Annotated in this window: 28 protein-coding genes; 13 read left to right on the top strand and 15 right to left on the bottom strand. The window is 67.4% G+C overall.

Annotation, left to right across the window (positions count from 1 at the left end; translation table 11 throughout):
* Positions 1-2: 2 nt before the first annotated feature.
* The 3 genes from M6E97_RS22760 to M6E97_RS22750 are packed head-to-tail and all read right to left on the bottom strand — an operon-like array spanning position 3 to position 1,777.
* Positions 3-1,109, bottom strand: coding sequence for an NAD(P)/FAD-dependent oxidoreductase (locus tag M6E97_RS22760; protein ID WP_033937890.1), 1,107 nt, complete (start codon positions 1,107-1,109; stop codon positions 3-5).
* A complete protein-coding gene (locus M6E97_RS22755; RefSeq protein WP_003112622.1) occupies positions 1,106-1,342 on the bottom strand; it encodes a hypothetical protein in 237 nt (78 codons plus the stop codon). The genes M6E97_RS22760 and M6E97_RS22755 overlap by 4 nt, the downstream gene beginning before the upstream one ends.
* Before the next feature lie 36 nt (positions 1,343-1,378).
* Positions 1,379-1,777, bottom strand: a complete 399-nt coding sequence (locus M6E97_RS22750) for an acetyl-CoA sensor PanZ family protein (protein ID WP_003135903.1) — start codon at positions 1,775-1,777, stop codon at positions 1,379-1,381.
* Between the two features lie 160 nt (positions 1,778-1,937).
* Between M6E97_RS22750 and hisB the strand changes: the two genes are divergently transcribed.
* From hisB to M6E97_RS22710, 8 genes are all read left to right on the top strand, one after another.
* Complete coding sequence (hisB, locus tag M6E97_RS22745; protein ID WP_003096088.1) at positions 1,938-2,531, top strand: imidazoleglycerol-phosphate dehydratase HisB; 594 nt, start codon at positions 1,938-1,940, stop codon at positions 2,529-2,531.
* The gene (hisH, locus tag M6E97_RS22740; RefSeq protein WP_003096087.1) at positions 2,531-3,169 is read left to right on the top strand and encodes an imidazole glycerol phosphate synthase subunit HisH; all 639 of its coding nucleotides are present in this window, start codon (positions 2,531-2,533) and stop codon (positions 3,167-3,169) included. The genes hisB and hisH overlap by 1 nt, the downstream gene beginning before the upstream one ends.
* Positions 3,170-3,172: 3 nt before the next feature.
* Positions 3,173-3,433 carry a DUF2164 domain-containing protein gene (locus tag M6E97_RS22735; RefSeq protein ID WP_003111635.1) on the top strand — a complete coding sequence of 87 codons (261 nt, stop codon included), beginning with the start codon at positions 3,173-3,175 and terminating at the stop codon, positions 3,431-3,433.
* 48 nt (positions 3,434-3,481) lie between these two features.
* Positions 3,482-4,219, top strand: coding sequence for a 1-(5-phosphoribosyl)-5-[(5-phosphoribosylamino)methylideneamino]imidazole-4-carboxamide isomerase (gene hisA, locus M6E97_RS22730; protein ID WP_003106336.1), 738 nt, complete (start codon positions 3,482-3,484; stop codon positions 4,217-4,219).
* A 10-nt stretch (positions 4,220-4,229) separates the two neighbouring features.
* Positions 4,230-5,000 (top strand): imidazole glycerol phosphate synthase subunit HisF, encoded by a 771-nt coding sequence (gene hisF / locus M6E97_RS22725; protein ID WP_003106334.1) that lies wholly within the window; start codon positions 4,230-4,232, stop codon positions 4,998-5,000.
* A 171-nt stretch (positions 5,001-5,171) separates the two neighbouring features.
* Complete coding sequence (locus M6E97_RS22720) at positions 5,172-5,918, top strand: substrate-binding periplasmic protein (protein WP_003111636.1); 747 nt, start codon at positions 5,172-5,174, stop codon at positions 5,916-5,918.
* Between the two features lie 90 nt (positions 5,919-6,008).
* Positions 6,009-6,761, top strand: coding sequence for a substrate-binding periplasmic protein (locus M6E97_RS22715; RefSeq protein WP_003106330.1), 753 nt, complete (start codon positions 6,009-6,011; stop codon positions 6,759-6,761).
* 149 nt (positions 6,762-6,910) lie between these two features.
* Positions 6,911-7,666 carry a substrate-binding periplasmic protein gene (locus M6E97_RS22710; RefSeq protein WP_003096075.1) on the top strand — a complete coding sequence of 252 codons (756 nt, stop codon included), beginning with the start codon at positions 6,911-6,913 and terminating at the stop codon, positions 7,664-7,666.
* A gap of 37 nt (positions 7,667-7,703) precedes the next feature.
* Here the strand turns inward: M6E97_RS22710 and M6E97_RS22705 are convergent, their stop codons facing one another.
* The 6 genes from M6E97_RS22705 to gpmM all read right to left on the bottom strand — a co-directional run bounded on the left by M6E97_RS22705 (position 7,704) and on the right by gpmM (position 15,481).
* Positions 7,704-9,185, bottom strand: coding sequence for a hypothetical protein (locus tag M6E97_RS22705; RefSeq protein WP_019486087.1), 1,482 nt, complete (start codon positions 9,183-9,185; stop codon positions 7,704-7,706).
* Between the two features lie 68 nt (positions 9,186-9,253).
* Positions 9,254-10,027 (bottom strand): divergent polysaccharide deacetylase family protein, encoded by a 774-nt coding sequence (locus M6E97_RS22700; RefSeq protein WP_003096069.1) that lies wholly within the window; start codon positions 10,025-10,027, stop codon positions 9,254-9,256.
* Entirely contained in the window at positions 10,027-11,337 is a 1,311-nt protein-coding gene (gene cptA, locus M6E97_RS22695; protein ID WP_003096067.1) for a proteolytic complex protein CptA, read from the bottom strand. The genes M6E97_RS22700 and cptA overlap by 1 nt, the downstream gene beginning before the upstream one ends.
* A gap of 28 nt (positions 11,338-11,365) precedes the next feature.
* On the bottom strand, positions 11,366-12,652 hold the full coding sequence (locus M6E97_RS22690) for a murein hydrolase activator EnvC family protein (protein ID WP_003123645.1): 1,287 nt from the start codon (positions 12,650-12,652) through the stop codon (positions 11,366-11,368).
* A gap of 149 nt (positions 12,653-12,801) precedes the next feature.
* A complete protein-coding gene (locus M6E97_RS22685) occupies positions 12,802-13,620 on the bottom strand; it encodes a CPBP family intramembrane glutamic endopeptidase (protein WP_004365496.1) in 819 nt (272 codons plus the stop codon).
* 313 nt (positions 13,621-13,933) lie between these two features.
* A complete protein-coding gene (gpmM, locus tag M6E97_RS22680; RefSeq protein ID WP_016264072.1) occupies positions 13,934-15,481 on the bottom strand; it encodes a 2,3-bisphosphoglycerate-independent phosphoglycerate mutase in 1,548 nt (515 codons plus the stop codon).
* Between the two features lie 324 nt (positions 15,482-15,805).
* On the opposite strand from gpmM, the gene M6E97_RS22675 reads away from it, so the two are divergent.
* Genes M6E97_RS22675 through secB form a run of 3 tightly spaced genes read left to right on the top strand, consistent with a single transcriptional unit; the run spans position 15,806 to position 17,009 of the window.
* Positions 15,806-16,225, top strand: a complete 420-nt coding sequence (locus M6E97_RS22675) for a rhodanese-like domain-containing protein (RefSeq protein WP_003096058.1) — start codon at positions 15,806-15,808, stop codon at positions 16,223-16,225.
* Position 16,226: 1 nt separating this feature from the next.
* Positions 16,227-16,481 carry a glutaredoxin 3 gene (gene grxC / locus M6E97_RS22670; RefSeq protein ID WP_003096057.1) on the top strand — a complete coding sequence of 85 codons (255 nt, stop codon included), beginning with the start codon at positions 16,227-16,229 and terminating at the stop codon, positions 16,479-16,481.
* 36 nt (positions 16,482-16,517) lie between these two features.
* Complete coding sequence (secB, locus tag M6E97_RS22665; protein WP_003096050.1) at positions 16,518-17,009, top strand: protein-export chaperone SecB; 492 nt, start codon at positions 16,518-16,520, stop codon at positions 17,007-17,009.
* Between the two features lie 58 nt (positions 17,010-17,067).
* Here secB and trmL read toward each other — a convergent pair whose 3' ends face one another.
* A complete protein-coding gene (gene trmL, locus M6E97_RS22660) occupies positions 17,068-17,529 on the bottom strand; it encodes a tRNA (uridine(34)/cytosine(34)/5-carboxymethylaminomethyluridine(34)-2'-O)-methyltransferase TrmL (RefSeq protein WP_003096047.1) in 462 nt (153 codons plus the stop codon).
* Between trmL and M6E97_RS22655 the strand changes: the two genes are divergently transcribed.
* Positions 17,528-17,995 (top strand): hypothetical protein, encoded by a 468-nt coding sequence (locus tag M6E97_RS22655; RefSeq protein ID WP_003096038.1) that lies wholly within the window; start codon positions 17,528-17,530, stop codon positions 17,993-17,995. The genes trmL and M6E97_RS22655 overlap by 2 nt on opposite strands.
* A gap of 956 nt (positions 17,996-18,951) precedes the next feature.
* On the opposite strand, the gene ntrC is transcribed toward M6E97_RS22655, so the two are convergent.
* The 4 genes from ntrC to M6E97_RS22635 all read right to left on the bottom strand — a co-directional run bounded on the left by ntrC (position 18,952) and on the right by M6E97_RS22635 (position 22,821).
* Positions 18,952-20,382, bottom strand: coding sequence for a two-component system response regulator NtrC (gene ntrC, locus M6E97_RS22650; RefSeq protein ID WP_003104661.1), 1,431 nt, complete (start codon positions 20,380-20,382; stop codon positions 18,952-18,954).
* A 2-nt stretch (positions 20,383-20,384) separates the two neighbouring features.
* Positions 20,385-21,461: a two-component system sensor histidine kinase NtrB gene (gene ntrB, locus M6E97_RS22645; protein ID WP_003096033.1), complete on the bottom strand. Its 1,077-nt coding sequence runs from the start codon at positions 21,459-21,461 to the stop codon at positions 20,385-20,387.
* Between the two features lie 269 nt (positions 21,462-21,730).
* On the bottom strand, positions 21,731-22,303 hold the full coding sequence (locus M6E97_RS22640; protein WP_031686186.1) for a DUF4124 domain-containing protein: 573 nt from the start codon (positions 22,301-22,303) through the stop codon (positions 21,731-21,733).
* Complete coding sequence (locus tag M6E97_RS22635) at positions 22,300-22,821, bottom strand: DUF4124 domain-containing protein (protein ID WP_033937884.1); 522 nt, start codon at positions 22,819-22,821, stop codon at positions 22,300-22,302. Before M6E97_RS22635 ends, M6E97_RS22640 begins: the two co-directional genes overlap by 4 nt.
* A gap of 287 nt (positions 22,822-23,108) precedes the next feature.
* Between M6E97_RS22635 and M6E97_RS22630 the strand changes: the two genes are divergently transcribed.
* A complete protein-coding gene (locus M6E97_RS22630) occupies positions 23,109-25,316 on the top strand; it encodes a mechanosensitive ion channel family protein (protein ID WP_003111156.1) in 2,208 nt (735 codons plus the stop codon).
* On the opposite strand, the gene M6E97_RS22625 is transcribed toward M6E97_RS22630, so the two are convergent.
* Entirely contained in the window at positions 25,313-25,717 is a 405-nt protein-coding gene (locus M6E97_RS22625) for a hypothetical protein (RefSeq protein ID WP_003096019.1), read from the bottom strand. The two genes, M6E97_RS22630 and M6E97_RS22625, sit on opposite strands and share 4 nt — an antisense overlap.
* Between the last annotated feature and the right edge of the window lie 63 nt (positions 25,718-25,780).

Below are 25,780 nucleotides of genomic sequence, written 5' to 3'. Positions count from 1 at the left end.
TCTCAGAGTGCTCGGGCGACCCGTTCGGCGAGCGCCAGGCTGGCGGTGAGGCCGGGCGACTCGATGCCGAACAGGTTGACCAGGCCGGGCAGGCCGTGTTCGGCAGGGGTTTGGATGATGAAGTCGGCGGCGGGTTCCCCCGGCCCGCCGAGCTTGGGCCGGATGCCGGCGTAGCCGGCGGCCAGGCGCCGAGGGTCGATGCCGGGGAAGTAGCGCGAGATGGCCTGGGCGAAGGCGGGGCCGAGGGTTTCGTCGACGCGGTAGTCGAGGTTGTCCACGTAATTCACGTCGGGACCGAAGCGCAACTGGCCGCCGAGGTCGAGGGTGGCGTGGATGCCGAGCCCGGCGGTGCGCGCCTCGGGCATCGGGTAGACCAGGTGGCGGAACGGCGAGCGGCCGCTGTAGGAGAAATAGCGCCCCTGGCACAGGTGCAGCGCCGGCACCAGGCGCGGATCGAGGCCTTCGGTGCGTTGCGCCAGCGCCTGGGCGAACAGGCCGCCGGCATTGACCACCCAGCCCGCGCGCAACCGGAACGCTTCGCCGACGCTCTGTCCTTCGGCGCGCCAGCCGCCGGCGTGGCGCTCCAGGCGGTCGACCCGGGTGTCCAGCGCCAGTTGTGCGCCGTGGCGCTCGGCGGCGGCCTGCAGCGATTGCAGGTAGGCGTGGCTGTCGATGATTCCCGTGCTCGGCGAGAGCAGGGCGGCGACCCCGCAGACCTGGGGCTCCAGCGCGCGCAGCGTGGCGCCGTCCAGCGGCGTCAGGTCGTCGACCCCGCAGGCGCGGGCGTTGGCCGCCAGGGCCTGGAGCTTCTCGCGCTCGTTTTCCTCCACCGCCACCAGCAGCTTGCCGATGCGCCGGTGGCCGACGCCGTGGCGGGCGCACCAGGCGTACAGGCGTTCGCGGCCTTCCAGGCAGAGATCGGCCTTGAGCGAGCCGGGCGGGTAGTAGAGGCCGGCGTGGATCACTTCGGAATTGCGACTGGAGGTGTGGCTACCGACCAGCCGTTCGCGCTCCGCCACCAGTACGCCGTGGCCGGCTTCGGCCAGGCGCGCGGCGCAGGCCAGGCCGAGGGCGCCGGCGCCGACCACCAGTACGTCGACATCGTTCATGCGTCGCTGGCCGCGCGCTGCAGCACGGCGACGATCGCTGCCCGCGCCTGCGGGCTGTTCTTCCAGCAACTGGAGCCGGTCAGGGCCGCGCCTTGGGCGAGGATACTTGCGGCATCGCAGTCGCGCAGCCGGACGAAACTGTCCAGGCCCATCTGTTCCAGGCGTTGCAGCACGGTCGGGCCGACCCCCTTGAGGGCAAGCAGGGCGGCGCGTTCGGCGGAGGAAAAGGACATGGCGAAGCTCCGTGGCGGGGACCGCCGCCGAGCATATCAGAGGCTGTCCAGCGGCAGCCCGTGGCGCGCGGCGAGGGCGCGGGATTCCAGGTGCCCGTCCGGGGCGACCAGGCGCAGCGGCTTGCCGGCTTCGGCGGCCAGGCGTCGGGCTTCGTCGAGGAGGCGTCGGCCGACCCCGCGGCCGCGGGTGATGCCGCGCACGCAGAGGTGCGACAGCTGCCAGGCGTCGCCGCCGCGCCGCAGCAGGGCGGCACCCAGCAGGCGGTCGTTGAAGCGCCCGGCGATCAGCTCGCCGGCGGCCAGCCCGGCCGCGACCAGCGCCGCGCCGTCGGCATGCGGGGCGAAGAGCCAGTCCGGTGCGTCGGCGTAGATCTTCGCCAGGTCCAGGCGATCCTGGGCGCTGGGTTGGGCGAGGGTTTCGACGATCACGGGCATGCGGCTCTCCGCGGCGGGATGGAAGGAGCGCAGTGTAAGGCCTGGCCCGCCGCCCGTGGGGCGATTCGCGCCGACGGTCGCGGCTGGCAGCGCCAGCCCGGGCCTGCCTATAATGCTGGCCCTCTTATAATTACGTGCAGTGTTAGCTGTGGAGCTGGTGATGGCCGAACGCAAGGCATCCGTCGCGCGCGACACCCTGGAGACCCAGATCAAGGTCTCCATCGACCTGGATGGGACCGGCAAGGCCCGGTTCGATACCGGGGTTCCCTTCCTCGACCACATGATGGACCAGATCGCCCGCCACGGCCTGATCGACCTGGACATCGAGTGCAAGGGCGACCTGCATATCGACGATCACCACACCGTCGAGGACATCGGCATCACCCTCGGCCAGGCCTTCGCCAAGGCCATCGGCGACAAGAAGGGCATCCGCCGCTACGGCCACGCCTACGTGCCCCTCGATGAGGCGCTGTCGCGGGTGGTCATCGACTTCTCCGGGCGGCCCGGCCTGCAGATGCACGTTCCCTTTACCCGTGCCAGCGTCGGCGGCTTCGACGTCGACCTGTTCATGGAATTCTTCCAGGGCTTCGTCAACCACGCCCAGGTGACCCTGCACATCGACAACCTGCGCGGGCACAACACCCACCACCAGATCGAGACCGTGTTCAAGGCCTTCGGCCGCGCGCTGCGCATGGCCATCGAGCTGGACGAGCGGATGGCCGGGCAGATGCCGTCGACCAAAGGGTGCCTGTGATGCAGACGGTAGCCGTGATCGACTACGGCATGGGCAACCTGCACTCGGTGGCCAAGGCCCTTGAGCACGTCGGTGCCGGCCGGGTGCTGGTTAGCAGCGACGCGGCGGTGATCCGCGAGGCCGACCGGGTGGTGTTCCCCGGGGTTGGCGCGATCCGCGACTGCATGGCCGAGATCCGCCGCCTGGGCTTCGACGCCCTGGTCCGCGAGGTCAGCCAGGACCGCCCGTTCCTCGGCATCTGCGTCGGCATGCAGGCATTGCTGGAGCGCAGCGAGGAGAACGACGGGGTCGACTGCATCGGTCTGTTCCCCGGCCAGGTGCGCTTCTTCGGCAAGGACCTGCACGAAGCCGGCGAGCACCTGAAGGTGCCGCACATGGGCTGGAACCAGGTGAGCCAGGCGGTGGAGCACCCGTTGTGGCACGAGATTCCCGACCAGGCGCGCTTCTACTTCGTGCACAGCTATTACATCGAGGCCGGTAATCCGCGCCAGGTGGTGGGGCACGGGCACTACGGCGTCGATTTCGCCGCCGCGCTGGCCGAAGGCTCGCGTTTCGCCGTGCAGTTCCACCCGGAAAAGAGCCATACCCACGGCCTGCAACTGCTGCAGAACTTCGTGGCCTGGGACGGGCGCTGGTAGGCCATGGCCAGGGCGAAGAGCAAGACGCCGATCCTCCAGCTGGACGCCGCGCAGACCCAGGACGCGGCACTGGCGATCAAGCGCTTCATGGAGGACCGCTTCGAACTGGAGCTGGGCTCCTTCGAAGCCGAGGAACTGCTCGATTTCTTCGCCCGCGAGTTCGCCCCGTACTTCTACAACAAGGCCATCCTCGACGTGCAGTCGTACCTGAAGGAACGGTTCGAAAGCATCGAGAGCGATGTCTGGGCGCTGGAAAAGAGTTGAGTTTCCGCGCGCCTGTCCACCGAATACAGACTTGAACAGGGTTCACCGATGCTGATCATTCCCGCGATCGACTTGAAAGACGGCGCCTGCGTGCGTCTGCGCCAGGGCCTGATGGAAGACGCCACGGTCTTCTCCGACGATCCGGTGGCGATGGCCGCCAAATGGGTCGATGGCGGTTGCCGCCGCCTGCACCTGGTGGACCTGAACGGCGCTTTCGAAGGCAAGCCGGTCAACGGCGAGGTGGTCACCGCCATCGCCCGTCGCTACCCGGACCTGCCGATCCAGATCGGTGGCGGCATCCGCTCGCTGGAAACCATCGAGCATTACGTTCGCGCCGGCGTCAGCTACGTCATCATCGGCACCAAGGCGGTCAAGCAGCCTGAGTTCGTCGGCGAGGCCTGCCGCGCCTTCCCGGGCAAGGTCATCGTCGGCCTGGATGCCAAGGACGGTTTCGTCGCCACCGACGGCTGGGCCGAGGTCAGCGAAGTCCAGGTGATCGACCTGGCCCGTCGCTTCGAGGCCGACGGGGTGTCCGCCATCGTCTACACGGATATTTCCAAGGACGGCATGATGCAGGGCTGCAACGTCGAGGCTACCGCCGCGCTGGCCAATGCCACGCGGATCCCGGTGATCGCCTCCGGCGGCATCCACAATCTCGGCGACATCCAGAAGCTGCTGGACGCCCGCACCCCGGGGATCATCGGCGCCATCACCGGCCGGGCGATCTACGAAGGCACCCTGGACGTGGCCGAAGCCCAGGCGCTGTGCGACAACTTCAAGGCCTGAGGCGAACCGCATGGCACTGGCAAAACGCATCATCCCCTGCCTCGACGTGGACAATGGCCGAGTGGTCAAGGGCGTCAAGTTCGAGAACATCCGCGACGCCGGCGATCCGGTCGAGATCGCCCGCCGCTACGATGAGCAGGGTGCCGACGAGATCACCTTCCTCGACATCACCGCCAGCGTCGACGGGCGCGACACCACCCTGCATACCGTCGAGCGCATGGCCAGCCAGGTGTTCATTCCGCTGACCGTGGGCGGCGGCGTACGCAGCGTGCAGGACATCCGCAACCTGCTGAATGCCGGCGCGGACAAGGTCTCGATCAACACCGCCGCGGTGTTCAACCCCGAGTTCGTCGGCGAGGCCGCCGACCGCTTCGGCTCGCAGTGCATCGTGGTCGCCATCGACGCGAAGAAGGTTTCCGCCCCGGGCGAGGCGCCGCGCTGGGAAATCTTCACCCATGGCGGGCGCAAGCCCACCGGGCTGGATGCCGTGCTCTGGGCGAAGAAGATGGAAGACCTGGGCGCCGGCGAGATTCTCCTGACCAGCATGGACCAGGACGGCGTGAAGAGCGGTTACGACCTGGGCGTGACCCGCGCCATCAGCGAGGCGGTGAACGTGCCGGTGATCGCTTCCGGCGGCGTCGGCAACCTGGAGCACCTGGCCGCCGGCATCCTCGAGGGCAAGGCCGACGCGGTGCTCGCGGCGAGCATCTTCCACTTCGGCGAGTACACCGTGCCGGAAGCCAAGGCCTACCTGGCCAGCCGCGGTATCGTGGTGCGCTGAGGCACGTTGCGCCGCAGCGCACAGGGCCGGTGATCGGCTAGCCATTCCTGAGCGCGAGTCGACACTCGCGCGGCTTTCTTTCAGGTACAGTCACGCCCCCCGCATCAGGTGCCGCTAGAGCGCCGATGCCCTGCCATAACGACAAACATTGCGACCGACAGGGAGTCCTCCATGTCCATCTTCCGTCTGGCTCTCGGCTGCGTCGGCAGCCTGGCCCTGCTATGCGCTAGCGCCCTGGCGCGCGCCGAAACCCTGGTCCTGCTGACCGAGAACCTGGTGCCGTTCAACATGGCGGTGAACGGCGGCAACTACGCCAAGAACGATGGCATCAGCGGCATCAGCACCGATACCGTGCGCGCCGCCTGCGAGCGCGCGCAGATCGAGTGCCAGCTGATCCTGCGTTTCCCCTGGGACCGGGTCTACCAGCAGGCGCTGAGCGAGCCCGGCTATGGCGTGTTTTCCACCGCCCGTACGCCGGAGCGCGAGGACAAGTTCAAGTGGGTCGGCCCGCTGGCGGTCAACGACTGGGTACTGATGGCCCGCGGCGACAGCAGCATCCACCTGAACAGCCTGGAAGACGCCGCGCGCTATCGCATCGGCGGCTACAAGAACGACGCCATCAGCCAGCACCTGGTCGACCGCGGCCTGCAGGTGCAATTGGCGCTGCGCGACAACGAGAACGTCGACAAGCTGGCCAGCGGGCAGATCGATCTCTGGGTCACCGCCGATCCGAGCGGGCGCTACGTCGCCCAGCGCGAGGGCCTCAAGGAGGTGAAGGTGGTCCAGCGTTTCCATACCGCCGAGCTGTTCCTGGCGCTGAACAAGGACACCCCGGACGAGCTGGTGCAGAAGTTGCAAACGGCGGTCGACGCGCTGCGCAGCGAAGGCTTGTTGAAGCAGATCCGCGAGCGCTACTGACGCCTCGCCGGCGATGCTGGCAAAAGGCTGGCCTGGCGGCGCGGCGCTGGTTATTCTGCCTCGCTCCAGGCCCCTGACAGGATGACAACAATGCAAAGAAGCCTGCTCTTCGCGCTGCTCGCAACCCTGCTGTTGGTCGGCGGCGCGCGCGCCGAAACCGATCCCGACTACAGCATGGTCCTGCTCACGGAGAACTTCCCGCCGTACAACATGGCGATCAACGGCAAGAACTTCGCCCAGGAAGACAACATCGACGGCATCGCCGTGGATATCGTCCGCGAGATGTTCAAGCGCGCCGGCATCAAGTACAGCCTGACCCTGCGTTTCCCCTGGGACCGCATCTACAAGCTGGCGCTGGAGAAGCCCGGCTACGGGGTGTTCGTCACCGCCCGCCTGGCCGAGCGCGAGGACAAGTTCAAGTGGGTCGGTCCGATCGGCCCGGACGACTGGGTGCTGCTGGCCAAGGGCGACAGCCCGATCACCCTGGGCAGCCTGGACGAGGCGAAGAAATACCGGATCGGCGCCTACAAGGGCGATGCCATCGCCGAGTTCCTCGGCAAGAACGGTTTCGAGGCCGACCTGGCGCTACGCGACCAGGAAAACGCGCAGAAGCTGGTCAAGGGCCAGATCGACCTCTGGGCCAGCGGCGATCCCGCCGGGCGCTACCTGGCCAAGCAGGAAGGCGTGACCGGCCTGAAGACGGTGCTGCGCTTCAACAGCGACCAGCTGTACCTGGCGCTCAACCGCGAGACTCCCGACGAAGTGGTGCAGAAGCTCCAGGCAGCCCTGGACGGCATGCGCAAGGAAGGCTTCGTCGAGGACATCCTCAACAGCTATCTCTGATTCGCTCCGTCCGGCCGACAGGGGGCCGGGCGGGGAAACGCCTTTGCCGGCCCCGCCGGCAATGCCATGGAAGGCCGACGAGCCAGGTATTTCGTCCTGACGCAGGGATGCCGCTAGCCAATAACGATAACCAAGCGAGCGGTGTGACCATGCTGAAAGTCCTGATCCAGACCCTGATCCTGGGGGTGTTGCTGGGGGCCTCCGCGGCCCGTGCCGAATTGCCCGCCGACTACAAGGTGGTGCTGCTGACCGAGAACTTCCCGCCCTTCAACATGGCGGTGGACGACAAGAACTTCGCCCGCGACGATGGCATCGACGGCATCAGTGCCGACATCGTCCGGGAGATGTTCAGGCGCGCCGGCATCGGCTATTCCCTGAGCCTGCGCTTCCCCTGGGACCGCCTGTACCGGTTGACCCTGGACAAGCCCGGCTACGGGCTGTTCTCCATGACCTACACCCCCGAGCGGGTGCCGCAGTTCAAGTGGGTCGGCCCGCTGGCCGACACCAGTTGGGTGTTGCTGGCGCCGGCCGGCAGCAAGATCGCCGTGAAGAATCTCAAGGACGCCGCCCGCTACAAGCTCGGCGCCTACAAGAACGACGCGGTCAGCCAGCACCTGGAAGCCCAGGGCATCCCGGTGATCAACGCCCTGCGCGACCAGGAAAACGTGAAGAAGCTTACCGGCGGGCAGATCGACCTGTGGGCCACCACCGATCCGGTCGGTCGCTACCTGGCCAAGCAGGAAGGCGTGTCCGGCCTGCAGACGGTGCTGCGTTTCAACGAGGCCAAGCTCTACCTGGCGTTGAACAAGGACACTCCGGACGAGGTGGTGGAGCGCCTGCAAAAGGCCCTGGAGCAGATGCGCCAGGAAGGCTTCGTCGACGAAGCCGTCGCCAACTACCTCTGACTGGCGGGCGCCCCTCCGCCGGTGCGGCGAGGGGGGCTCAGTCCAGGTCGTAGGCCTGGACGCCGAGGTCGCGGCTGTCGTACCAGTTGCCGCGGGCCCAGAACACCCGGTCGTGCGCCTCGTCGAAACCGAGCACGCCGAGGTAGCCGGCGATGTCCAGGCGGCGCCAGGATGAGCCCCAGTCGTCCGAGTAGTACACCGCGTTGGCGGAGACGCTCGCCGGCTCTTCGTCGGGATACAGCCACAGCGGCACTTCGTAGTGGTTCATGGTGTTGGCCAGCAGCACATTCCTGCCCATGTAGAACTCGCGCAGCCCGGAACTGGACGGCAGGGGCCAGAACGGGCTGGGCAGCTTGCCGGTGATCTTCCATTCGAGCGCTTCGCGATCGAGCTCGGCGATCAGCGAGCGCGATTCGTCCGGGTGGTCGAGCACTGCGATCACCCGACCGTCCATGTTCTGTTCCAGGCGCTCGACGGCCACGCCGTCGGTGCGCCGGATCGCGCCCATCTGCCAGCGTCCGCCCTCGCGGCGCAGTTCGGCCTGGGTGGTGACCAATACCGAGCTGGTCAGGTAGCGCCCTTCGGGCGGGCCATAGCGGAAGGTCTGGCTTACCCAGATCGCGGCGCGCTCCGCGTCCAGTTGGGCGACGTGTGCCTTGATCTGCCCGTGCTTGCCGTTGTAATCGCCCCAGCTGACGCCGTTCGGCGCCAACTCGCGGGCGTAGGCGAGGTCGACCAGCAGCGGCGCGGAGGTGGCGATCGACTCGACGCTGGCGCCGCGGTCGGGCGAATAGAACAGCCCGCTCGGCTGGCCGGGTTCCCGGCCGCCATCGGCACCGCCGTATTCGAAATCACCCCAGACCCAGACTTCATCCTTGCCGTGGAAGCGCGGTGCGAGAGCCCAGCCCAGTCGATTCGCCTCGGCCATGAAGCCTTCCTCGAGCCGCCGCCAGCTCTTGCCCTGGTCGTCGCTGCGCAGCACCACTGTCTGCTCGCGCTGACCGTTGTCCTTGCCCGGGCGCCGCAGGCCGGTGAGCAGGAAGACGCTGGAACCGTCCGGCGTGACTTCCAGGCAGGCGGTCTCGCCGAGCCGCGCCACTTCGTGGAATACGCCGTCCGCGCCCAGGCGCGAGACATAGGTGGTTTCCGGATCGCCGCCGGATAGCAGCATGCCGTTGAGGAAGTTGAAGAGGTGGGGTTCGGATTCTTCTTCCCTGGGCTGGGCGGCCGCCACCAGGTCCAGGTCGATGACGCCCTCGGGCAGTGCCTGCTCGTCGCGGCCGACCTCGCGCCGGCCCACCAGCCAGGTGCCGGCGGGCGTCACCCGCACGCCGGTGCAGAATTGCTCCATGGCGCGCTGGTCGATGTTCTCGACCTTGCCGACGGTGCTCTCGCCGGGGCTGGCGCCGCCTATCTCGAACTTGGCGCTGGTGAGGATCCAGATGAAACCGAGGGGAATCGCGCCAGCGACCAGCAGGGCGGCGGCGAGCAGGGGCATGGGAGGGGAAGGGCGGGCCATCGGTGCGTCCGTGCAGGAATGACGAGGGCGTCACCTTAACCGCTGCCGCGACGCCGGTAAACCCGGGTTCAGTGCGGAGCCTGGCGTGGGTTGACGTTGCGGTTGCCGCGCTCGCCGATGAGCATCTGCGGCGGTACCAGCTCGATGCCCTGGGCGCGCAGCTTCGGCAGCTCCCGCGCCAGCACGTCGAGGGTGGCCTTGTGCGGGTGGCCGATGAGCAACGCCGAACCCTGCTTGCGGGCCAGGGCGACGCCGGCCTGCAGTTGTGCGGAGACCGCTTCCGGTGTGGCTTCGTTGTCGAGGAACACATCGCGCGAGACGCTCGCCAGGCCGATCCGCTGCGCCTCGCTGGCGGCCACGGTGGCGGCGCTGGTGCGGCTGTCGACCAGGTACAGGCCGCGACGCTGGAGTTCCTCGGCGAGCCAGGCCATCGCCGGGCGCACCGCGGTCATGCGGCTGCCCTCGTGGTTGTTCAGGCCCTGCACGAACGGCACCTTGGCCAGCGCCGCGTCCAGCCGCCGCGCACGCTCTTCCTGGGTCAGCTCCGGCCGCCAGGCGTAGGGACCGCCGGCTGGGTCCATCGGCATGTGCAGGATCACCGTGCGCCCGCGCTGGTGCGCCTCGCGGGCCAGTTCGGCGGCATGCGGGGTTTCCGGGATGATCGCCAGGGTTACGCCGGGGGGCAGGTCGAGGACCCGGCGGTCGCGTGCCAGGTTCTGCCCGAGGTCGTCGATGACCACGGTCAGCAGCGGCGGGCGCTGGTAGGGGACGGGGTCCTGGCGGGCCTGGGCCTGGTTGAACAGCAGGCACAGGCCCAGCAGGGCAACGCGGAACGCCGACATCAGTTGCCGCGGGTGACGCTCAGGCCTTTCAGCAGGCTAAGGGCCTGGCTGAGCTGGTAGTCGGAATCCTGCGGGCGCTCGCTCGGCGCGGCACGCTTGCCGGTGGGGCGGTCGGCACCGCCGTTGCCGTTGGCCAGGTGGCCCTGCAGGTCGGCTTCCTTGAAGCCCTCGAAGCTGCTCCGCTCCTGGGTCACCTTGGCGCGTCCGACTTCGATGTCCGGAACGATCCCCTGGGCCTGGATGGAGCGCCCGTTGGGGGTGTAGTAGAGCGCGGTGGTGAGCTTCAGGGCGCGGTCGTTGTTCAGCGGCAGCACGGTCTGCACCGAGCCCTTGCCGAAGCTGTCGGTGCCCATCAGGATCGCGCGCTTCTGGTCCTGCAGGGCACCGGCGACGATTTCCGCCGCCGAGGCGCTGCCACCGTTGATCAGCACCACCAGCGGAACCTTGTCGCTGGGATCGGCCGGGTCGGCGCTGAAGCGCAGCTCGGAGTTGGCGATGCGGCCCTTGGTGTAGACGATCAGGCCCTTGGTGAGGAAGGCGTCGGCTACCTCGACGGCGGACTGCAGCACGCCGCCGGGGTTGTTGCGCAGGTCCAGGACCAGGCCCTTGAGACGGCCCTTGTTGTCCTTGCGCAGCTGGTTCAGCGCCTTGACCACTTCCTCGCCGGTGTTGACCTGGAACTGGGTGATGCGCAGGTAGGCGTAGCCGGGTTCGAGGACCTGGCTCTTGACGCTCTTGACCTTGATGATGGCGCGCTTGAGTTCGACGTCGAACGGTCTGCCGCCATCGCGGACGATGGTCAGGGTGATCGGGGAGCCGGCCTTGCCGCGCATGCTGTCGACCGCTTCGGTCATCGACTGGCCCTTGGTCGGCTTGCCGTCGATCTGCACGATCAGGTCGCCGGGCTGGATGCCGGCGCGGGCCGCGGGGGTGTCGTCGATCGGCGAGACCACCTTGATGAAGCCGTCTTCGCTGCCGACCTCGATGCCCAGGCCGCCGAACTCGCCGCTGGTGCTTTCCTGCAGCTCGGCGAAGTCCTCCGGGCCGAGGTAGGCGGAGTGCGGGTCGAGGTTGCTGAGCATGCCCTTGATGGCGTTCTCCAGCAGGGTCTTGTCGTCCACTGGCTCGACATAGGCGGCCTTCACCCGGTCGAGAACCTCGGCGAAGGTACGCAGCTCGTCGAGGGGCAGCGGGGCACTGCTACCGTTGGCCAGTGGCGCGGCGTCGGCCGGGGCGTCGGCAGCCTGGGCCGCGCCCGCGCCGAGCAGCAGGGCCAGCGCCAGGGTGGTGGGACGGAAGCAATGCAGCATGTTCAGCTCCTAATCACGAGTTCGGCGCCTATCCCTGCGCGCGGCACCAGGTAGTAGGGTCCGCCGGGCGGCCCTGATGGCGAATGGCGAAGTACACGGCCGGGCTACTCTGGCCGCCGCTGGTTCCAACGGTGGCGATCGGGTCGCCGGCCTTCACGGTGTCGCCGGCGTCTTTCAGCAGGCTTTGATTATGGCCATAAAGGCTGAGGTAGCCGCCACCGTGGTCGAGGATGACCAACAGGCCGGCTCCGCGCAACCAGTCGGCGAATACCACGCGTCCGCCGTGCACCGCGCGGACGGTGCTGCCGGCGCTCGCCGAAATCAGTACGCCGTCCCATTTCGCCCGCGGATCGTCGCCGCGCTGGCTGCCGAAGCGCGCCACGACGCGGCCATTCACCGGCCACGGCAGCTTGCCGCGGGCCGAGCCGAACGCGCCGCCGTAGACCGCGCCAGTGCTTGAGACCAGCGGGCCCGGCGCAGGTTCGCGCGGCGGGCTGGTGACTCGTCCGGGGGCGGCCTGCTGCTGGCGCGCACGCTCGCGTTCGGCGGCCAGCGCGCGCTGGCGCTCGCGCTCCGCCGCCGCGGCGGCTTCGCGGGCCTGGCGGGCCAGGGTTTCCTCGATGGTCCGCAGTACCTTGGCCAGCTCGGCCTGGTCCTGTTGACGGGACTTGAGCTTCTGGTCGCGTTCGCGGTAGTCGCTGTTCAGCTTGGCCAGGGCTTGCTGGCGCTCCTTGCGGGTCGCTGCCAGCGCCTCGCGGCGGCTGTCCAGCTCGCCTTGCTTGCTCAGTTGTTCGGCTTTCTGCGCAGAGATGTCCTGCTCGACGTTGGCCAGCTGGCGGAGGGTTTCGTTGAAGCTGGCGAGCTGTTCGAGACGGGCTTTGTTGATGTAGTCGTAGTAGGTGAGGGTGCGGCTGAATTTTTCCGGGTGTTCCTGGTTCAGCAGCAGCTTCAGGTATTCCTCGCGTCCACTCTGGTAGGCCGCGCGGGCCTGGATGGCGAGGAGGCGCTGCTGCTCAATGCGCGCGTCCTGGAGTTTTTTTTTCTCCCCATCCAGCCGTTTCAGCTCGGCTTCGCTCTTGTCCAGCTCGTCCTGCAGGGCCTTGATCTGTTTTTCCAGGTCGCCCATCTCGGTCTCGGTGGACTTCAGCTGCTTCTGCACGCCGCTCTTTTCCTGCTGGATGCCGTCCAGCAGCTTCTTCAGCTCGCCGATGTCCTTCTGCGTCTGTTCCAGCTGGCGTTGGGTGTCGGCGCGCTCGTCGGCGAAGGCCGGAGCGAGACAGGCGAGGGATAGCAGGAGAGGAAGGAGGCGGAGCATGGGGTGGCGGGCACCTGGGAATTGGACCGGCCTAGTATGCCCGTGGCCGCCGTTAAAAAAAACGCCCCGCACCGCGCGCTGTGGGGCGCTTCCACGTATTTCAGCCGGATGGCAGCGGCGGATGTCGTCGACGACGAAGGTCACGGGCATCAGGCGGGTCTGTAGAGCGGGTAGGTGAACAGCAGCAGATGCGTCAGGTTCAGCCCGAAGTGGAACAGCGTCGCCACCCACAGGCGGCCGCTCCACAGCCAGGCCAACCCGTAGATCAGCCCGGCGAGGCCGGCGAACAGCATCAGCAGCGGGCCGCCGGCGAAGTGCGCCAGGCCGAACAGCGCCGAGGCCAGCGCCAGGGCGGGCCAGGGGCCCAGCCATTGGCCCAGGCGTTGCTGCAGGTAGCCGCGGAACAGCGCTTCCTCGGCAAGGGAAACGAAGAACAGGTTGGCCAGGACGAACTGCCAGAGCCAGGCCGGCGCGTGGAGTTCCGGCCGCAGCAGGCCGACGCCGACAGCCAGCAGAAGCAGCGCCGGCACCGCCGCCACGAGCAGCAGCCAGTGCCAGGGGCGGCCGGGAGCGCGGGCTTCGTCGCGGAACAGGCTCGGCAGGCAGGCCAGTAGCAGGAACGGCACCAGTGCCTTGTCGAAGTTGAAGTACATGGTGAACGGCAGGCTCTGCGGGCCGACCACCGCCTTGTCCAGGACCCTGGGGTTGGCGAAGCCGGGTAGCAGGTGCAGGAAAAGGCCCACCGCGCCGGCGACCAGCAGCAGCTCCAGGCCCAGGGCCCAGGCGCGGCGTGCCGCCAGGCGCCGGCGCAACAGGGCGAGGACGCCCAGTACAGCCAGGGCGGCGACCGCAGGCGGAGCGAGAACTCCGTCGTAGAAGGCGAGGCAGCAGGTCGCGAGCAGCAAGGCGAGAGCCAGCAGGCGCTGGAAGGACAGGGCGAGGAGCGAGGTGGCGAGGAGGAACCACATCGGCGGAAATCCTTGTAGGGCAGATGGAAAAGACAGCGCGGGCAAGGCTAGCACGGGCCTCGGCGACGTAGCGGGAGGCAGGGGGGGAGACGCGGAAAATGAAAACCGCGGCACACGTCTCGAGGTCGCGTGGCCAGGCCTGTCGGCCGATCGGCAGCGTTAAAGCGGGGAAGGTGACGTCGTGGAAACGGGGCGCGGCGCCCGGCCCGCTACGGCGGATAACGTCGCAGGCGTTCTCCGCCGATGGCCTGCAGAAGCGGCGGATAACCGCGACGCGGTTATCCGCCCTGCGCGGGAGTTCGTCGTTCGCGGATCAGCCGAGGATGACGATGCTGCGACCGGTCATTTCCGCTGGCTGCTCCAGCCCCATGAGGGTCAGCATGGTCGGCGCCACGTCGGCCAGCACGCCGCCTTCGCGGATGCTCAGCTTGCGCTTGCCGACGTAGACGAAGGGCACCGGTTCGCAGGTGTGCGCGGTGTGCGCCTGGCCGGTGGACTCGTCTTCCATCTGCTCGACATTGCCGTGGTCGGCGGTGATCAGGGCTTCGCCGCCGACCTTGTCCAGCGCCTCGACGATGCGCCCCATGCAGGTGTCCAGGCACTCCACGGCCTTGACCGCGGCCTCGAACACGCCGGTGTGGCCGACCATGTCGCCGTTGGCGTAGTTGACCACGATCACATCGTAGCGTTGTTGCTCGATGGCCTCGACGATACGGTCGGTGACTTCCGGCGCGCTCATCTCGGGCTGCAGGTCGTAGGTGGCGACCTTCGGCGAGGGGATCAGGATGCGCTCCTCGCCCTCGTAGGGTTCCTCGCGGCCGCCGGAGAAGAAGAAGGTCACGTGGGCGTACTTCTCGGTCTCGGCGATGCGCAGCTGGGTCTTGCCATGCTTGGCCAGGTATTCGCCGAGGACGTTGGTCAGCGGCTCCGGCGGGAAGGCGCAGGGCGCCGGGATGCTCGCCGCGTACTGGGTCAGCATGACGAAGCCTGCCAACTGCGGGGCCTGCTCGCGGGGGAATTCCTTGAACGCCGGCTCGACGAAGGCGCGGCTCAGTTCGCGGGCGCGGTCGGCGCGGAAGTTCATGAAGATCACCGCGTCGCCATCCTCGACCCGCACCGCTTCGGCGCCGGCCGGGACCACCGCGGTGGCCTTGACGAATTCGTCGCTCTCGCCGCGGGCGTAGGCGGCCTCGAGGGCTGCCACCGAGGAGTCGGCGGTGAACTCGGCCTTGCCGTCGACGATCAGTTCATAGGCGGCCTGGACGCGGTCCCAGCGGTTGTCGCGATCCATCGCGAAATAGCGGCCGATGATCGAGGCGATGCGGCCCTTGCCGAGCCCGGCGAAGGTGGCGTCGAGACGCTCCAGCGACGGTTGCGCGCTTTTCGGCGGGGTATCGCGGCCATCCAGGAAGGCATGCAGGTAGATCTTGCCGGCGCCGCGCCTGGCGGCCATCTGCGCCATCGCCACCAGGTGGTCTTCATGGCTGTGTACGCCGCCCGGAGAGAGCAGGCCGAGGATGTGCACCGCCTTGTCGGCGGCGACGGCCTTGTCGACCGCCCCGGCGATCACCGGGTTTTCGAAGAATTCGCCGTCGCGGATGGCCTTGGTGACGCGGGTGAAGTCCTGGTACACCACGCGGCCTGCGCCGAGGTTCATGTGGCCGACCTCGGAGTTGCCCATCTGGCCGTCGGGCAGGCCGACGTCCATGCCGGAGCCGGAGATCAGGCCGTGCGGCTGGGTCGCCAGGAGGCGATCCCAGACCGGCTTCTTCGCGGCGTAGATGGCGTTGTAGTCAGGGCTTTCGCTGTGGCCGAAGCCGTCCAGGATGATCAGGACCAGGGGTTTGGGCGTGGCAGTCATATGTCCGGCTCTATTTCCGCGGGGTTCAGAAACTGACCAAATTTAGTGGGAACATTGTCGTTCAAGACGTAGGAAGAGGCTGATTGATTAAACCGATGACGCCGATCCGCAACCGAATGCCGCTATCCTCGCTCCCTCTGTCCTGCCCGAGCCGTGCCCGGGCCGGAACTGGCCAGCTTCACAGAAAAGGACCGGCATTCTAACCGTGAAGTTTCCCGCGACGCCATTTCCTGGAGCCGAGCGGGGCGCCGCCCGGCGGGTTCCCCCCTGGCCGGCGCGGTCTGTATACTGGCCGGCATTTTTACGCCCTGGATATCCGTCACCATGCAATTCGTTTCCCGTCTGATCGAGTTCGCCACCAACCACTACCTGCTGGTCGCGGCGCTGCTGGTCCTGCTGGTCCTGCTGTTGCTGCACGAGCTGCGCAAGGGCGGCAAGAGCCTGTCGACCCGCGAGCTGACCGCGCTGGTCAATGCCGACCAGGCGGTGGTCCTGGATATCCGTCCGGCCAAGGAGTTCGCCAGCGGGCACATCGTCGACGCGCTGAACATCCCGGCCGACAAGCTGAACAGCCGCATGACCGAGCTGGAAAAGTACAAGGGCAAGACCATCATCCTGGTCGACGCCATGGGCCAGCACTCCGGTACCTGGGGCGGCGTCCTGAAGAAGGCCGGCTTCAACGCCGCCAAGCTGTCCGGCGGGATCGGCAGCTGGCGCGGCGACAACCTGCCGCTGGTGAAGTGACATGCCGCCCGTCGTGATCTACACCACCGCCTGGTGTCCGTACTGCATCCGCGCCAAGCAGCTGCTGCAACGCAAGGGCGTGGACTTCCAGGAGATCGCCTGCGACGGCAAGCCAGAACTGCGCGCCGAGCTGGCACGCAAGGCGGGATCGACCACCGTGCCGCAGATCTGGATCGGCGAGACCCATGTCGGCGGCTGCGACGACCTTCATGCACTGGAGCGCGCCGGCAAGCTGGACGCGCTGCTGTCTGCCTGAAACCATTCATGAATTGACCCAAGGGAAGGCCCGAAAATGACCGAGCAAGCTACCAACGGCGCTGCCGACGAGCAGCAACCCCAGTTCTCCCTGCAGCGCATCTACCTGCGCGACCTGTCGTTCGAGTCGCCGAAGTCCCCGGAAATCTTCCGCCAGGAATGGAACCCGTCCATCAGCCTGGACCTGAACACTCGCCAGAAGCAGCTGGACGGCGACTTCTACGAAGTGGTCCTGACCGTATCGGTGACCGTGAAGAACGGCGAGGACACCACTGCCTTCATCGCCGAAGTGCAGCAGGCCGGCATCTTCCTGATCAAGAACCTCGATCCGTCGAGCATGAGCCATACCCTCGGCGCGTTCTGCCCGAACATCCTCTTCCCGTACGCTCGCGAAGCCCTGGACAACCTGGTGGTACGCGGTTCGTTCCCGGCGCTGATGCTGTCGCCGGTGAACTTCGACGCTCTCTACGCCCAGGAAATCGCCCGCATGCAGGCCTCCGGCGAAATCCCGACGCCGTCGGTCCAGTAAGCCCAGCGCTTGCGAAAAAGCCCGCCTTGCGCGGGCTTTTTCATGCCTGCCGGCCGGCTCAGTCCATGGCGAAGCCGAGCTGGCGCCAGGCTTCGTAGACGGTCACCGCCACCGTGTTGGACAGGTTCAGGCTACGGCAGCCTTCGCGCATCGGCAGGCGCAGGCGCCGATCGGTTGGCAGGGCGTTGCGCACGTCCTCCGGCAGTCCGCGGCTTTCCGGGCCGAAGAGGAAGGCATCGCCGCGCTGGTAGGCCACTTCGTGGAAGGCCCGCGACCCCTTGGTGGTGAAGGCGAACAGGCGTGGCTGGCCGAGGGCCTCGAGGCAGCTCTGCAGATCCGGGTAGCGGCGTACGCTGGCGTATTCGTGGTAGTCGAGGCCGGCACGGCGCAAGCGCTTGTCGTCCAGTTCGAAACCGAGCGGCTCGATCAGGTGCAGACTGCATCCGGCGTTGGCGCAGAGCCTGATAATGTTGCCGGTATTCGGAGGAATCTCCGGTTGAAACAGGATGACGTGGAACATGCAGGGCTCCGGAGCAGATAACGGGCGGCATTCTACCTCCGCCATCGACGATCTGCGGCGCCAGCGCTGGAAAGTCTGGGGTGCGCTGGTGCTTGCCGGGTTGTTGTTCGGGCTGATGCTCGGCAGGTTGTTCGGTCCCGCTTCGCTGCCGACGTCTGCGCCGCAACTGCTGGCGGTCGGGGAGAGCGAGCAGGGCCTGGTCCTGCGCTTCGATCGCCAGGCTGCGGTTACGGCGGCACGGGTGGAGGGTGCCCTGACGTTGCGCATCGTCGCCCGGGGCGCGGCGCAGCAGGGAGACGGGCGATGGTTGGGCCAGCCGTTGCGCTGGCGCGTCCGCGAGGAGGGAAAGGCGCTGCTGTTGAGCCTGGTCTCGACCCGCCCCTTGCAGGGGCGCTGGCAGTGGTCGGAGGACGGCGAGGGCTGGCGCCTGGTCGTCGAACTGCAGGAGCGCGACGGCCGGGAATAAAAGGGGGAATTCTCAGCCTGCCTGTACCGAGGTCCCCAAACGGGAGGGCGGAGGCGCGGATCGCTGCGCTGCCGCCGGGCATAAAAGAGGGGAGTTCTCAGCCTGCCTGTACCGAGGTCCCCGAAACGGGTGTGGCGGTTGCGCGCGGATGCTGCGTCTGCCGCCGGGTGTAAAAGAGGGGATTCCCCAGCCTGCCTGTACCGAGGCCCCCGAAATCTTCGTTATCTGCTCCAATGCAGGGGCTGTGCCAATTCTCATGAGACGCTGGCGGCGCGCTCGCTTTCCTGAAGGGTTGTGGGTAAGTCTGTGGGCGAGCTGGTGATGAATGCCTCTGGAGGCCCGTGGATCAAGGGCTTGGCGGCATCCCAGGGGGTTGTGGGAAGTCGATTGCGGAAAAATGACGGAGCGGGCTTTTCCGCCAGCGATTGATGCCGATTTGTCGCCTGCTGGTGCACGCTGCCCAAAATCCGGGCAAGGGCCGCTGCCCCGCCGAACCGGCGGATAACCGCGATGCGGTTATTCGCCCTACGCCACGGTTTGATCGACGGTGCCGGGCGGGCGCTCTGCCGAGGCTGGGGCTGTGCTGCGGACGGTAGGGCGAATAACGCCAGCGGAGTTATCCGCCGCGGCCCTGCACAACCGGCGGATAACCGCGATGCGGTTATTCGCCCTACGCCACGGTTTGATCGACGGTGCCGAGCGGGCGCTCTGCCGAGGCTGGGGCTGTGCTGCGGACGGTAGGGCGAATAACGCCATAGGCGTTATCCGCCGCGGCTCTGCACAACCGGCGGATAACCGCGATGCGGTTATTCGCTCTACGCCACGGTTTGACCGACGGTATCGGGCGGGCGCCCTGCCGAGGCCGGGGCGGCGTCTCGCTTGGCAGGGGCGCGCGACGGACCATGAAAAACGGGGCCCGAAGGCCCCGTTGGGTCGCTCATGGGAGCAGTGGCGCTTCAGTCGTCGCCTTCGTCGTCGGCTCCATCGACGTTCATCCCCAGCTCCTTGATCTTGCGGGTCAGGGTATTGCGGCCCCAGCCGAGCAGCACGGCGGCATCGCGGCGGCGGCCGGCGGTGTGCTTGAGGGCGGTTTCTATCATGATCCGTTCGAAGGCCGGCACGGCGCTGTCCAGCAGGTTCGACTGGCCGCGGCCCAGCGCCTGGTCGGCCCACTGGCGCAGGGCCTGTTCCCAGTTCGCCGCCGGCGCGCTGTCCTGCGGCTGGGTCAGCAGCTCCGGCGGCAGGTCGTCGATGTGCACCTCGCGGCCGGAGGCCATCACGGTGATCCAGCGGCAGGTGTTCTCCAGTTGGCGGACGTTGCCCGGCCAGCCGAGGTTCTTCAGGTACTCCTCGGTTTCCGCCTTCAGCAGCTTGGGTTCCACCGCCAGCTCCTGGGCGGCGCGGCTGAGGAAGTGCCGGGCCAGCGCCGGGATGTCCTCGCGGCGGTCGGCCAGCCGCGGGATGTGGATGCGGATCACGTTCAGGCGATGGAACAGGTCCTCGCGGAACTTGCCGTCGCGCACCAGGCTTTCCAGGTTCTGGTGGGTGGCGGCGATGATCCTCACGTCGACCTTCACCGGCGTGTGCCCGCCGACCCGGTAGAACTCGCCGTCGGCCAGGACGCGCAGCAGGCGGGTCTGGGTGTCGGCCGGCATGTCGCCGATCTCGTCGAGGAACAGGGTGCCGCCATCGGCCTGCTCGAAGCGTCCGCGGCGCTGGGCGGCGGCCCCGGTGAAGGCGCCCTTCTCATGGCCGAACAGCTCGGATTCCATCAGGTCCTTGGGGATCGCCGCCATGTTCAGCGCGATGAATGGCGAGGCTGCGCGCGGGCTGTGGCGATGCAGGGCATGGGCGACCAGCTCCTTGCCGGTACCCGATTCGCCGTTGATCAGCACGGTGATGTTGGAATGGCTGAGGCGGCCGATGGCGCGGAATACCTCCTGCATCGCCGGCGCCTCGCCGATGATCTCCGGCGTGCGCGCCTGGTTCGCCGGCAGCTCCAGGCCCTGCTGCTCCTGGGCGTGCTGGTTGGCGCGCTTGACCAGGGAGACCGCCTCGTCGACGTCGAACGGCTTGGGCAGGTATTCGAAGGCGCCGCCCTGGTAGGAGGCCACCGCGCTGTCGAGGTCGGAATGCGCGGTCATGATGATCACCGGTAGGCGCGGATGCAGTTCGCGGATCTGCGCCAGCAGGTCGAGGCCGCTGGCGCCGGGCATGCGGATATCGGAGATGATCACGTCCGGCTGCTGCCGGCCGAGGCGGCCGATCACGCTGTCGGCGCTGTCGAAGCTCACCGTGGTCATGCCTTCCTGCTGCAGGGCCTTTTCCAGTACCCAGCGGATGGAGCGGTCGTCGTCGACGATCCAGACGGTCTCTGATCGGCTCATGGTCAATGCACTCCTTGTTCCAGGGGCAGGAACAGACTGAACACGGTATGGCCGGGGTGGCTCTCGCATTCAATCAGCCCCTGGTGCTGGCTGATGATGTTCTGGGCGATGGCCAGGCCGAGTCCGGTACCGTCCGGACGGCCGCTGACCATGGGGTAGAAGATGGTTTCCTGGAGCTCGGCCGGAATGCCCGGGCCGTTGTCGATGATCTCCACCTTGCACACCAGGCGGTGACGCGTGTGGCCGATGGTGAACTGGCGCAGGGTACGGCTGCGCAGGGTGATGCGACCGAGGCGCAGGTCGTTCTGCCCGGCGATCGCCTGCATGGCGTTGCGTACCATGTTGAGCACGGCCTGGATCATTTGCTCGCGGTCGAGCAGCAGGTCGGGGATGCTCGGGTCGTAGTCGCGGACCAGGGTGATGCTGCCCTGGCTCTCCGCTTCCACCAGGCTGCTGACCCGCTCCAGCACTTCATGGATGTTGGTCGGCGCCAGGTTCGGCAGTTTGTTCGAGCCGAGCATGCGGTCCACCAGGTTCCGCAACCGGTCGGCTTCTTCGATGATGACGTTGGTGTAGTCCTTCAGCGACTCTTCCGGCAGCTCGCGGGATAGTAGTTGCGCTGCGCCGCGGATGCCGCCGAGCGGGTTCTTGATCTCGTGGGCGAGCCCGCGCACCAGCAGCTTGGTGGTCTCCTGTTTGGACAGCTGTGCTTCTTCGCGGGTGATCCGCATCAGCCGGTCGCGCGGATGGACCTCGAGCAGCAGCAGCGTCTCGTTGCGGTTGAGGATGGGCGTCACCGCATAGTCGACCGTGATGCTGACGCCGGTGATAGAGGTCAGGGTCGCTTCGCGCTTGGTGAACGGATGCGCCTGTTCCACCGCCTGGCGCAGCGAGTTCAAGGCTTCCGGCGATTCGGTGAACAGCTCGCTGATGAATTGCCCGTGGCTGCGCTGGCCGCTCACGGCCAGGAGCATCTCCGCTGCCGGGTTCATGTACTCCAGGCGCAGTTCGCCGTTGAGCAGGATCACCGCGGTGGTCAGGTTGTCGAGCAACAGTCGGTGCAGGGTATCGGTCGGCATGGCGGGCAGCTGTTCCAAGGTTGGGCAGGAAAATGCAAAAAGCAAACCAGGCGCCGAAAAGGCGCGTTTTTTCTGCCGAGGCGCTGGCTAGAGGTGCGCCGGGAAGGTTTTCGGCGACGAGCGGTGACCCGAAATGGGGACAGTATAGAAAGTGGTGCGGGTAATCGCACCAATCTGGTGCGTTGACGTGGCCGGCGGCGTTTTCGCCAGGAGAGTCGGGAAAAAAACCGGAAAATCCCGCCCACGGCGGAGTGGGCAGGGAAGTTCGGCTAGCGCCCGCTCGGCTGTACCGCGCTGACCAGCGGCGTATCGACCTCCGGCAGGGGTTGGCCGGCGATGCTCACTCGATGCAGGTGGAAGGGCTGGCTCGGGGTGCTTTCGACGGTCATGCCGTCGCCATCGATGATTTCCACTGCGACCTGGTGGGTGCCGCGATCGAGGTTCTTCAACGGGAACACCGGGCTGCGTCCCGGCGCTCCGGCAGGCTTGCCGTCGAGCAGCAGGCGATAGCGATGGCCGGGCAGCAGCGCCGGCTCGCTGGTGACGGTGACGATGACGTCGCCGCTGTTGGCGCGCAGGGTTGCGTCCGGTTCGGGGAAGAGGATGCGCAGTAGCTGGTAGGCCGGCGGCTTCACCTCCAGCGGCGCGGCGGGCGGACGATAGCGTATGCCCGGTGGTGCCACGCTGTTGCCCGGTGCCAGTTCGACGCGTTGGGCCTTGCGCCCGCTGGGCGGCTGGTCGGTGTAGACGCGGTTGCCCTCGGCGTCGATGTAGGTGTAGACCCCCGCTTGCGCGGCGCAGGCCAGGCACAGCAGGAGGGCGCCGAGAATGCGCGGGATCATCGCTTCTTCCCGAGGTGCACGCGCTGCACGGTGAAGGTCACCGGCGGGCTGGATTGCAGCACCCGTTCGCCGTTGAGTACCTGTACCGCGAGGCTGTGGTCGCCGCGGTCGATCTCGTGCAGGGTGAAGCGGGTGCCGCTGCTGGGCGTGCCGTAGGGTTTGCCGTCCAGCACCAGTTGCAACTGGTGGCCGCTGTGCAGGGCCGGGCGGATGCTGACGCTGACGTTGAAGGTGCCGTTGTTGGCGCGCAGCGCCTCTTCCGTGGGGAGGTCGCTGAGGGCAAGGATCTCGTAGGCGGCGGCCTCGCTATCGGCGGTCGGGGAATTGCCCGCGGAGGACTTTTCCGGCGTGTCGATTCCTACGGTATTGGTCGGCTGCAGTTCGACGGTCTGCGCCTGCACCCCGTCTGGCGGCTGGTTGGTGAATACCTTGTTGCCGTTGGCGTCGGTGTATTGGTAGATCTGCGCCATGGCCGGCAGGGCGGCGGCCAGGAGCAGGCAGCTGGTGATCAGGCGCATGGACGGTCTCCGGGTGAACCTGCCAAGCGTTGCACCGCATCGGCGCGCTGGCAAGCCGTGCATTGTGCGGCATGCGGGTATTCGAAGGTGTGCGCTGGGGCACGTTGGCGGTCGCTGTGCCCCGCCGCGCGGCTGCGTCCGTCTCAGCCGGCACTGGCGGGGCGAACCCTCGTTGCGCCAGAGTGTCTGTGCTTGCGCCGCCGGCCGGCGGCCCCGTTCGAAACGGCGGGTGTCCGGCTTGTATGATGCGGCTGTTTCGGTTTCTCACCTTGGGGACTGCCTTTCTCGTGCCGATCATCGCCCGCTTCACCCTTCGCTCCCGCGTCCTGGCGGCCCTGCTGCTGTGCCTCTGCGCCGCCCTGTTCTACTCGCCGCCGGGCGCCGCGGCGCTGCCGAACCCGTTGGCGGGGAGTTCCTCCGGTGGCGAGAAGGTCAGCGATGCGCAGTTGGAACAATCGCTGAACCAGGTCATCCAGACCCTGGAGAACGACAGGCAGCGCGCCGACCTGCTGAAAAAGCTGAAACAGCTGCGCGACGTGACCAAGAAAGGCAAGGAAAGCGAGGGTGGGGTGCTGGGGCTGATCGGCGATACCCTGACCAGCCTGGAAAAGCAGTTCCAGGGCGCGAACAGCCCGGTCGCGTTATGGGGCAACCAGTTCCAGCTGGCGCGTGCCGAACTCGAGGAGCGCTTTCCCAGCTGGCGCGACCTGCCGGCGATGGTCTTCGATTTTTCGGTGGTGATCCTCCTCTGGGCCTGCCTGGCCAGCGCGCTGCTCTGGCTCAGCCGGCGCATGCGCGAGCGCTTCGGCCTGTCGGCGGAGTTGCCGCAGCATCCGAAGACCCGCGACCTGCTGCTGTTTTCCCTGCGCAAGCTGGGGCCCTGGCTGGTGGCCTTCCTCATCACCCTGTACCTGTCGGTGGTGCTGCCGGACTCCCTGAGCAAGACCCTGGCGATGGTCATGGCCTATGTGCTGGTCTGCGGCACGCTGTTCTCCGCGCTGTGCGTGATTTCCCTCTCGCTGCTCAGTGGCCCGCACCGCCAGCGCGCCCTGGATATCCTGCGGCGCCAGGCGTTCCGCCCGTTGTGGCTGATCGGCAGCCTCGCCGCGCTGGGCGAGGTCGCCCACGATCCGCGGCTGATCGCCGGCCTCGGCGAGCACACCTCGATCTGCCTGAGTACCCTGGCCAACGCCAGCGCCGCGCTGTTCACCGCGCTATTCGTGATGCGTTTCCGCCGGCCGATCGCCCACCTGATCCGCAACCAGCCGCTGGAGCGCCGCCTCAAGCGCCGTAGCCTGCACGACCTGGTGCAACTGGTCGGCTCGCTGTGGTTCGTGCCGGTGCTGGTGCTGGTGGGGATTTCCCTGTTCGCCACCTTCGTTTCCGCCGGCGACAGCAGTTCGGCGTTGCGCCGGGCGCTGGTCTGCGCGGTGCTGGCGGTGGTGGCGATGACCGTGATCGGGCTGATCCGCCGCCGTTCCAGTCGGGTCGGCGCCGGCCCGCGCCGCAGCGCGCCGTACATCGAACAGTTGCAAAGCTTCGGCTACACCCTGCTGCACATCTTCGTGGTGCTGTTCTTCATCGAGGTCGCCTTGCGCGTCTGGGGCATGTCGCTGATTCGCTATGCGGAAGGCGAGGGCGAGCAGATCAGCATGAAGGTGGTCAGCTTCGGCACCACTCTGCTGGTCGCCTGGCTGATCTGGATCCTCACCGATACCGCGATCCAGCACAGCCTCGGCCTGGGCGGCAAGAGCCGGCCGAACACCCGCGCGCTGACCATGCTGCCGCTGATCCGCAACGTGCTGTTCGCCACCATCGCGGTGATCGCCCTGATCGTCGCCCTGGCCAACATGGGCATGAACGTCACCCCGTTGCTGGCCGGTGCCGGCGTGATCGGCCTGGCCATCGGCTTCGGCGCGCAGTCGCTGGTGGCGGACCTGATCACCGGCCTGTTCATCATCATCGAGGACTCGCTGTCGATCGACGACTACGTCGACGTCGGCGGCCACCTTGGCACGGTCGAGGGCCTGACTATCCGTACCGTGCGCCTGCGCGACCTGGACGGCGTGGTGCATACCATCCCGTTCAGCGAGATCAAGAGCATCAAGAACTACTCGCGCCAGTTCGGCTACGCGATGTTCCGCTGGCCGGTGCCGGCGAGCATGCCGATCGACGACGCGGTGGCGCTGGTGCGCGAGGTCGCGATGGAGCTGCGCAGCGACCCGGCGGTCTACCGTAACCTGTGGTCGCCGATGGAATTGCAGGGCGTGGAGAGTTTCGACAACGGCCAGGCGATCCTGCGCTTCCGCTTCAAGACCGCGCCGATCAAGCAGTGGGAGGTCCAGCGGGCGTTCAACCTGCGCCTGCGTCGGCGCCTCGACCAGGCCGGCCTCGAACTGTCCATGCCGCGTCTCAACGTACAGTTGAGCCGGGCGCCCAAGGCGAAATCCGCGGAACCGGACGAGCAGGGCACGCCGGCGGACGGCGGCATCTAGCGCGACAGGATGACCCGGCAGATGCGGCGCATGTCGCGGTCGTCGATGCCGTCGCACTGCCACGGCGCACGCGATACCACGGCCCGGCACTGGCGGCGCATGTCGCGGCTGTCGATGTCGTCGCAGCGCTTGCGGTCGCCGCGGACGATGGCGCGGCACTGGCGGCGCGTGTCGCCGTCGCGGATGTCGTCGCAGTCGTAGCGCTGTCCCGGCGCCAGCAGCGCGCCGCAGTAACGCCGCAGGTCGCGGCTGTCGATGTCGCCGCAATCCCCGCTGTCGCCGCGTTCCAGTGCGTTGCACATGCGCCGCAGGTCGCGGTCGTGGATATCGCGGCATTCGGTGGCGGCCTGGGCGGGCAGGCTGAGGATGGCGGCAAGCAGGAGCCAGAGAGAGTGACGCATGGACGGTCCTTATCCTTGGGGCGGGGAGCGCGGCAAGTCTAACCGAACGGCGCGGCGAACTTT

The organism is Pseudomonas sp. B111 (genome assembly GCF_026428275.1).
Classification (GTDB): Bacteria; Pseudomonadota; Gammaproteobacteria; order Pseudomonadales; family Pseudomonadaceae; genus Pseudomonas; species Pseudomonas aeruginosa.
This window is presented reverse-complemented; position numbering and strand designations above follow the sequence as displayed.